Origin of the sequence: Stackebrandtia sp., assembly GCF_035643755.1 — a bacterium.
Classification (GTDB): Bacteria; Actinomycetota; Actinomycetes; order Mycobacteriales; family Micromonosporaceae; genus Stackebrandtia.
This window is the reverse complement of sequence record NZ_DASQPW010000106.1, coordinates 19,719-27,459: the sequence shown is the minus strand read 5'-3', so window position 1 is coordinate 27,459 and position 7,741 is coordinate 19,719. Positions and strand designations below refer to the sequence as shown.

At 69.7% G+C, this 7,741-nt stretch carries 8 protein-coding genes and 1 pseudogene; 6 read left to right on the top strand and 3 right to left on the bottom strand.

Translation table 11 applies throughout. From position 1 onward, the window contains the following. The 4 genes and pseudogenes from VE172_RS08245 to VE172_RS08230 form a co-directional block, all read left to right on the top strand. Nucleotides 1–214 (top strand): annotated as a pseudogene (locus VE172_RS08245) (3-carboxy-cis,cis-muconate cycloisomerase); the annotation flags it as partial. Then, a complete protein-coding gene (pcaD, locus tag VE172_RS08240; protein ID WP_324799726.1) occupies nt 211–987 on the top strand; it encodes a 3-oxoadipate enol-lactonase in 777 nt (258 codons plus the stop codon). The pseudogene VE172_RS08245 and the gene pcaD, both read left to right, overlap by 4 nt. After that, complete coding sequence (gene pcaC, locus VE172_RS08235) at nt 984–1,361, top strand: 4-carboxymuconolactone decarboxylase (protein ID WP_324799723.1); 378 nt, start codon at nt 984–986, stop codon at nt 1,359–1,361. Before pcaD ends, pcaC begins: the two co-directional genes overlap by 4 nt. Further along, complete coding sequence (locus VE172_RS08230) at nt 1,358–2,149, top strand: IclR family transcriptional regulator domain-containing protein (protein ID WP_324799721.1); 792 nt, start codon at nt 1,358–1,360, stop codon at nt 2,147–2,149. The genes pcaC and VE172_RS08230 overlap by 4 nt, the downstream gene beginning before the upstream one ends. 9 nt (nt 2,150–2,158) lie before the next feature. Here the strand turns inward: VE172_RS08230 and VE172_RS08225 are convergent, their stop codons facing one another. Continuing rightward, on the bottom strand, nt 2,159–3,490 hold the full coding sequence (locus VE172_RS08225; RefSeq protein WP_324799718.1) for an MFS transporter: 1,332 nt from the start codon (nt 3,488–3,490) through the stop codon (nt 2,159–2,161). Between the two features lie 90 nt (nt 3,491–3,580). Continuing rightward, nucleotides 3,581–4,249, bottom strand: a complete 669-nt coding sequence (locus VE172_RS08220) for a TetR/AcrR family transcriptional regulator (protein ID WP_349258301.1) — start codon at nt 4,247–4,249, stop codon at nt 3,581–3,583. A 100-nt stretch (nt 4,250–4,349) separates the two neighbouring features. Between VE172_RS08220 and VE172_RS08215 the strand changes: the two genes are divergently transcribed. Both VE172_RS08215 and VE172_RS08210 read left to right on the top strand, forming a co-directional pair. Next, on the top strand, nt 4,350–5,252 hold the full coding sequence (locus VE172_RS08215) for a shikimate dehydrogenase (RefSeq protein ID WP_349258300.1): 903 nt from the start codon (nt 4,350–4,352) through the stop codon (nt 5,250–5,252). After that, a complete protein-coding gene (locus VE172_RS08210; protein ID WP_324799709.1) occupies nt 5,245–7,077 on the top strand; it encodes a sugar phosphate isomerase/epimerase and 4-hydroxyphenylpyruvate domain-containing protein in 1,833 nt (610 codons plus the stop codon). Before VE172_RS08215 ends, VE172_RS08210 begins: the two co-directional genes overlap by 8 nt. Here the strand turns inward: VE172_RS08210 and VE172_RS08205 are convergent. Continuing rightward, entirely contained in the window at nt 7,034–7,741 is a 708-nt protein-coding gene (locus VE172_RS08205) for a FadR/GntR family transcriptional regulator (protein WP_349258299.1), read from the bottom strand. The two genes, VE172_RS08210 and VE172_RS08205, sit on opposite strands and share 44 nt — an antisense overlap.

Sequence of the window (7,741 nt, the reverse complement as noted above, 5' to 3'; positions counted from 1 at the left end):
CCCCGTACTCGGGCGCCGCGAGGCGCATCGCCGGGTCGGCGCGGCCGCGGGTTCGACCGATTTCCGGCGGGCGTTGGGCGCCGACGCCGTGGTGGCGGCCCACCTGTCGCCGCCCGAGCTGGACGAGCTGTGCGATCCGTCCGCGTGCCTGCCCGCCGCACGTGCCATTGTGGATCGAGCTTTGCAGTCCCATCGAGCACAGGAGGCCGCATGACCGTCAGGCTGCACCACGAACTCATCGGCCCGGCGGACGCGCCCGTGGTGGTGATGCCGCACGCGCTCGGGCTGGATTCGCGAATGTGGGCGCCGCTGGTGTTCACCATGAGGCTGCGGTTTCGCGTGCTGCTGGCCGACATCAGGGGGCACGGGTCCTCGCCCGTCCCCGCGGGTCCATACCGGATCGCCGACCTGGCCGAGGACTTCCTGAACCTGCTCGACAGGCTGGGCATCGCGCGGGCGTCGTGGTGCGGGCTGTCCCTGGGCGGGCTGATCGCGATGTGGGTGGCGGCGCACGCGCCGCACCGCGTCGAGCGCCTGGCCCTGTGCTGCACCGCCCCCAGGATCGCCGCGGCCGGCGGCTGGGACGAACGGGCCGCCGCCGTCCGCCGCGACGGCATCACCGACGCGCTGGTGGACAACAGCCTGGAACGCTGGCTGACCGACGACTTCCGCCGCTCCCGCCCCGACCGCTCCCACTACTGCGCCGCCACCCTGCGGTCCTGCGAGACCGAGGGCTACGCCGCCTGCTGCGAGGCGCTCGGCGACGCCGACCTAGGTCCACAGTTGACGCGGATCACCGCGCCGACCCTGGTGCTGGCGGGAATCGACGACCCGGTGTGCCCCGTGAGCGCCATGGCCGAGATCGTGTCCGCTGTGGAGGGCTCGACGCTGTGGACGATCCCGGGCCGGCACCTGGCCGTGTTGGAGTCGGCCGAGCGCTGCGCCCCCGTCCTGGCCGACCATCTCGCCGCGCGGGAGATGTCATGAACGACGGCGAACGGATCCGCCGCGAGGTGCTCGGCGACGCCCACGTCGATCGGGCGAGGGCCGCCACCACCGCGTTCAACGCCGACTTCCAGGACTTCATCTCCCGCTACGCGTGGGGCGAGATCTGGTCGCGGCCCGGGCTGGATCGCCACGTCCGCCGCCTGATCACCATCGCGGTGCTGGCGGCGCTCGGCAGGGAGGGCGAACTCGACATGCACGTGCGCGCCGCCCTCGACGACGGCCTCGAACCCGCCGAGCTGTCCGAGCTGCTGATGCACGTCGGCGTGTACGCCGGGCTGCCCGCCGCCAACCGCGGCTTTACGATCGCCGGGCGAGCCATCGCCGATCGCGACACAGGAAGGGGCGGGGCATGACCGAACAGCCGCAGCCGGGGCCGGACTACGTGCAGTCGCTGGCGCGCGGGCTGTCCGTCATCAAGGCGTTCGACGCCGACCATCCGAGGCTGACGCTCAGCGAGGTGGCCCGCCGCACCGGCCTCACCCGCGCCGCGGCCCGCCGCTTCCTGCTCACCCTCGCCGAACTCGGCTACATCGGCAGCGACGAACGCGAATTCAGCCTGCGGCCCCGGGTGCTGGAGCTGGGGTACGCGTACCTGTCCGGCCTCAGCCTCCCCGAGGTGGCGATGCCCCACCTGGAGCGGCTGTCGGTGCGCGCCCACGAGTCGGCGTCGGTGGCGGTGCTGGACTCCGACGAGGTGGTCTACGTCGCGCGGGTGCCCACCAAGCGCATCATGACCGTGGTCATCGCCATCGGCACCCGCTTCCCCGCCTACGCCACGTCCCTGGGGCGGGTGCTGTTGGCCGGGCAGGACCCGCAATGGCTGGACGGCTACCTGGCCGGGGTGAAGCTCCGCCCCCTCACCCCGCACACCATAGTGGACCGCGAGGAGCTGCGCGCCGAGCTGGATCGGGTGCGCCGACAGGGTTTCGCCCTGGCCGACCAGCAGCTGGAGGAGGGCCTGCGGTCCATGGCGGCGCCGATCCGCGACGCGAGCGGCGCCGTGGTCGCCGGGGTGAACGTCTCGGCCCACATCAGCCGGGGCAGCGGCCAGGCCCTGCACGACGAGCTGCTGCCGCTGCTGCTGGACACGGCGGCGGCCATCGAGGGCGACCTGGCCGACATCGGGCGAGCCACGGGCTGAGGGCCGGTTCTACAGTGGCGCGGCGTTTCGAGGAACCCTCGCGGGCCTGACACCGAGGTCCCCTGTGGGCACCCGGTAGGTCTCGCGGCTGAGGGCGACGGCCACCGCGCTGATCAGGCAGGCACCCGCCACCAGCAACGACGGCAGCAACCATCCCCCGACTCCGCGACCGGCGATCAGGTCGGCGAGCGAGGGCGCGAACGCCGAGATCGCGAATCCGAACTGGGTACCGATCGCCATGCCCGACAACCGCACCTTGGCGCTGAACATCTCGCCGTACAGCGCGGGCCAGATTCCGTTGGCGGCACTGTAAATCACGCCGAACATCGCGATTCCCAGCCCGAAGATCAGGACGTAGTCGCCCGTCGAGATCGCCCACAGGTACCCGAACATCAGCACCGCGCTGCCGACCGTTCCGATCAGGAACACCGGCCTTCGTCCGATGCGGTCGGAAAGCTTCGCGAACAGTGGAATCGCGGCCAGCGCGACGATGTTGGCCAGCACGCCGACCCACAGGATGGCGGACTTGTCGAGCTTGACGGTGTTGACGGCGTAGCTGAGGGCGTAGACGGTGAAGATCGTGCTGACCGAGGCCACCAGCGCCGCCGCGATCACCCGCAGCACGTCGGCCCAGTGGTTGCGCAACAGCTCCCACAGTGGAAGCTTGGGTATCTCGTCGCGGGCGGCTTCTCGCACAAACACCGGCGTCTCTTCCAGCGTGCGGCGGATGACCAGTCCGGCGATCGCCACGATGGCGCTGAGCCAAAAGGGGATCCGCCAGCCCCATGACATCAGCGATTCCCTGGGCAGGGCGGCGACGGGCAGGAACACCGCCGTGGCCAGGATCTGCCCGGCCTGGGTGCCGCTGAGGGTGAAGCTGGTGAAGAAGGCCCGGGCGTCGTCCGGCGAATGCTCCAGGCTCATCGAGTTGGCGCCGGCCTGCTCGCCCGCCGCCGACAGTCCCTGCAAGAGTCGCAAGGCGACCAGCAGGATGGGCGCGGTGACACCGATCGTGGCATATCCGGGCAGGCAACCCACCAGGAAGGTCGACGTACCCATCATCACGATCGTCAAGACCAGGACCTTCTTGCGCCCAAAGGTATCGCCGAGATGGCCGAGGAAGAAGGCTCCGACCGGACGGGCCACGTAGCCGACGCCGAAGGTGGCCAGCGCCAACAGGGTTTCGGTGGACGGATCGGATGTGGGGAAGAAGATTCCGCCGAACACCAGGGCGGCGGCGGTGCCGTAGATGAAGAAGTCGTAGTACTCAAGGGCGCTGCCGATCCAGGCGGCCAGCGCTGCTTTTCGCGGCTTTCCTTGCGGGACTGGGGGAACGGTCATGGCAAACTCCTCGGTCCATGCCCCGTAATTAATGTACTAACTAGCTAGTACATTAAAGTAGTGTGAGCGCGGTCATGAGTCAAGACCGTTTCACTGGGAACGCGCGGTGAGGTACTCCACCACCATGTCCCCCAACATCTTCCGATGACGGTCGTGGTGGGACGGATCGAGCATGTCCCTGCCGAAGATGGCGCGGAAGGTGTGCCGGTTCGCCGTCCGGAAGACGCAAAACGCGCTGATCATCATGTGGACGTCGACGGCATCGACGGCGTCGTGGAACACGCCGTCCGCGCGGCCCCGCCGCAGAATCCGCCGCACCACGTCGAGTGCGGGATTGGCCAGGCTCTCCAGAATCGTTGAGCCAGTGAGGAACTCGGCCCGGTGGATGTTCTCGATGCTCACCAGACGGATGAAGTCCGGGTGCGACTCGTGGTGGTCGAAGGTCAGCTCGGCGAGCCGCCGGATCGCCTCGGCGGGGTCGAGATGCTCCACGTCCAGGCCCTGCTCCAGCGATCGGATTCCGGCATACGCCCGCTCCAACACCGCCACGTACAACTGCTTCTTGTTGCCGAAGTAGTAATAGATCATCCGCTTGGTGGTGCGGGTCTTCGCGGCGATCTCGTCCACCCGGGCACCCGAGAAGCCGTGATCGGCGAACTCCTTTGTAGCCACGTCGATAATCTCCGCCCGGGTGCGGTCAGCGTCGCGCTGTTTCCCCTGGTCGTCGGTGGCGGCTGCCGAATCTGATCTCGCGGACACCGGGAGCCCTTCGGTCGGCGGAGGTATGGACGTCACCACTGTATGGCCTTTCCAAGACCGCGGCTTCGGCCTATCATGAATTAACTAGTTCGTACATTACATGTCCATTGGAGACGTTGTGAGCACGCGCCGCGACTATCTCATCGGCCTCATCGGCTCGGGCATCGGCCCGTCGCTGAGCCCGGCGCTGCACGAACGCGAGGCCGACGAACTGGGGCTGCGCTACCTCTACCGGCGACTGGACCTCGACGCGCTGGGCCTGGCGCCCGCGGCCTGCGGCGACCTGCTGGCCGCGGCAAGACTGGTCGGGTACGACGGACTCAACATCACCCACCCGTGCAAACAGACCGTTCTGGCCCACCTGGACGACCTGTCCGCCGACGCCGCCGCGCTCGGCGCGGTCAACACCGTCACCTTCGCCGACGGCCGGGCCATCGGACACAACACCGACTGGTCGGGGTTCGCGCGCGCCTTCACCCTCGGCCTCGCCGACGCCGCCACCGGTCACGTGGTTCTGCTGGGCGCCGGCGGCGCCGGATCCGCCGTGGCCCACGCGCTGATGACGCTCGGCGCCCGCCGCATCGAGATATTCGATGTGGACGATTCACGATCGGACACGCTCGCCGAGGACCTGACCACGCGTTTCGGCCCGGACCGCGCGGTATCGGCGTCCTTCGGCGACGACGTCCGGCTGGCCACGGCACTGCGCGACGCCGACGGCCTGGTACACGCCACCCCCACCGGAATGACCGCGCATCCCGGTCTGCCGTTCGCATCGACGCTGCTGCACCCACGGTGCTGGGTCGCCGAGATCGTCTATCGTCCACTGGAGACTCCCCTGCTGGCCGCCGCGCGCGGCCGGGGATGCCGGGTGCTGGACGGCGGCCGGATGGCGGTGCTCCAGGCGGCCGAGTCCTTTCGGCTGTTCACCGGCGCCGACCCCGACCCGGACCGGATGCGGCGACACTTCCAGACCCTGATTGGAACCGAATCCCATGTCTGACACCGGCACCCGGCGCCCCAGGGGCATCGCGACCGTCTGCCTCTCGGGCACCATTGAGGACAAGTTGGACGCCGCGGCCCGGGCCGGGTTCGACGGCGTGGAGATCTTCGAGGATGACCTGATCGCCACGTCCTGGGCCCCGGAACGGATCCGGCAACGCTGCGCCGACCTCGGCCTGAACATCGACCTGTACCAACCGTTCCGGGACTTCGAGGCCGCACCGCCGCGGCGGCTCGCGGCGAACCTGCGCCGCGCCGAACACAAATTCGACCTGATGGAACGCCTGGGCGTGGTCACCATGCTGGTGTGCTCCTCGGTCGCGCCGGACACCATCGACGACGACGACCTGGCCGCCGCGCAACTGCGCCAGCTGGCCGAACACGCCGCCCGCCGGGGCCTGCGAGTCGCCTACGAGGCACTCGCCTGGGGTCGACACGTCAACACCTACACCCGTTCGGCCGACATCGTCGCCCGCGCCGACCACCCCGCGCTCGGCCTGTGCCTGGACAGCTTTCACATCCTTTCGCGTGGCAGCGATCCCGGCGACATCGCCGACATTCCCGGCGACAAGCTGTTCTTCCTGCAACTGGCCGACGCCCCCCGGCCGCGCATGGACCTGTTGCAATGGAGCCGTCATCACCGGCTGTTTCCCGGCCAGGGCGACTTCGATCTGAGCGGTTTCCTGCGCCGCGTGCTGGCCGCCGGCTACCAGGGTCCGCTGTCCCTTGAGGTCTTCAATGACGTGTTCCGTCAGGCCGAACCCCACCGCGCCGCCATCGACGCCATGCGCTCACTGTTGACATTGGAGGAGTCCATCGGTGCCCCGCTCCCCGAGGCCCCGGCACCCTCCGAAGTCGCCTTCACCTCGCTGACGCCGGGCGAAAACTGCCGCCCCGAGCTCGCCCAGACCCTTGCGGCCATGGGATTCGCGTTGACCGGACGCCACCGGCGCCAGCCCGTCGAGCTGTGGGAACAAGGAACCATGCGCGTCCTGCTGGACGACGGGTCCGACGACCCGCACGACCGGATTTCGGGGTTGGCCGTCGAGACCACCGACCCCGCCGCCGCGGCACGCCGCGCCGAGGCGCTGTTGGCACCGGTGAGTTCGCCCGAAGCCACAGCCGCCGCGCCGCTGTCCGTCCGCGCGCCGGACGGATCCCGGGTGATCTTCTGCGACGCCGACTGGCGCCGCGACTTTCACCTCACCGCACCGGCACCGCCGTCCCGTACCCACCTGCTGGGCGTCGACCACATCGCCCTGACGCAACCATTCGATCACTTCGACGCCGCGACCCTGTTCTACCACTCGATACTCGGATTGAACACCGAAGACGACGGCGAATACGCCGCCCCCTTCGGACTCGTCCGCAGCCGGGCCCTCAGCGACCCCCGCCACCGGGTCCGCATCGCCCTGAGCGTCGCGCTGTTGCGTCGCGGCGCCGAGTGGTCGCCCGGCGTCCCCGCGCCCCAGCACATCGCCTTCGCCACCGATGACATCTTCGCCGCCGCCGAAGCCATGCGCGCCAACGCGGTCCCGCTACTGTCCATCCCGGACAACTACTACGATGACCTGGGCGCTCGGCTCGCCCCGCCACAGCTCGACCGGCTGCGCGCGCACCACGTCCTCTACGACCGCGACCGGCGCGGGGAATTCCTCCACCTGTACACCGCCGTGCACGGCAACCGGGTGTTCTTCGAGGTGGTGCAGCGGATCGGCGACTACAGCGGTTACGGCACCGCCAACGCCCCCGTCCGGATGGCCGCCCATCGCCGGTACCGGCTCAGCCGGACACCCGGGCCCGGATCCCCCGGAAGTGCTCGCTGATCGCCGCGGTCAGGGCGGCGGCGTCGCGGCGGGTGAGGGCGTCGAGGATCGCGCGGTGCCAGCGGGCGTTGGCCTCCGGCGTGCTGTCGGCGCGCGGCAGCTTCGCGTCGAGGGAGCGAAACACCCGCCAGAACACCCGGAGCAGGTCGAGCACCAGCTTGTTGCCCAGCGGCCGGTACAGGGTCTCGTGGAAGCGCCAGTCGGCGTCGGGGTCGAAGCGGCCGTCGGCGGCGGCGGCCTCCATGGCCTCGACCGCCTCGCGAAGTCCGTCCACGTCGACATCCTCATAGGACTCGATGACGCGGGGAACCAGCCCGGTCTCCAGCACCTGCCGCACCTCCAGCAGGTCGCGGACGTCGGTCAGGTCCCCCCGCACCGACAGGGCACTGTGGAACGTCAGCCCGGCCTCCAGGCCCGACAGCGACGCCGAGCCCACGAAGGTGCCGTGCCCGTGCCGGATGTCGACGATGCCCAGCGCCTCCAGCGCCTTCATCGCCTCGCGCAGCGGGTGTCGGGAGACCCCGAGCTCGTCGATGAGCTCGCGCTCGGTGGGCAGCGGCGCCCCCGCCGTCAGCCCCCGCTCGACGATGAGCCGCTTGATGGCCTCCCGCAGGGCGCGCTGGTTGGCGCGCGCTCCGCTCACAGTGGATTCCACGGTTGCCAA

What these genes read in the sequence shown, in the direction of transcription:
- pcaD (WP_324799726.1), top strand. Translation starts at nt 211, where the DNA reads ATGACCGTCAGGCTGCACCACGAACTCATCGGCCCGGCGGACGCGCCC.
- VE172_RS08225 (WP_324799718.1), bottom strand. Translation starts at nt 3,490, where the DNA reads ATGACCGTTCCCCCAGTCCCGCAAGGAAAGCCGCGAAAAGCAGCGCTG.
- VE172_RS08210 (WP_324799709.1), top strand. Translation starts at nt 5,245, where the DNA reads ATGTCTGACACCGGCACCCGGCGCCCCAGGGGCATCGCGACCGTCTGC.
- VE172_RS08230 (WP_324799721.1), top strand. Translation starts at nt 1,358, where the DNA reads ATGACCGAACAGCCGCAGCCGGGGCCGGACTACGTGCAGTCGCTGGCG.
- VE172_RS08215 (WP_349258300.1), top strand. Translation starts at nt 4,350, where the DNA reads ATGTCCATTGGAGACGTTGTGAGCACGCGCCGCGACTATCTCATCGGC.
- pcaC (WP_324799723.1), top strand. Translation starts at nt 984, where the DNA reads ATGAACGACGGCGAACGGATCCGCCGCGAGGTGCTCGGCGACGCCCAC.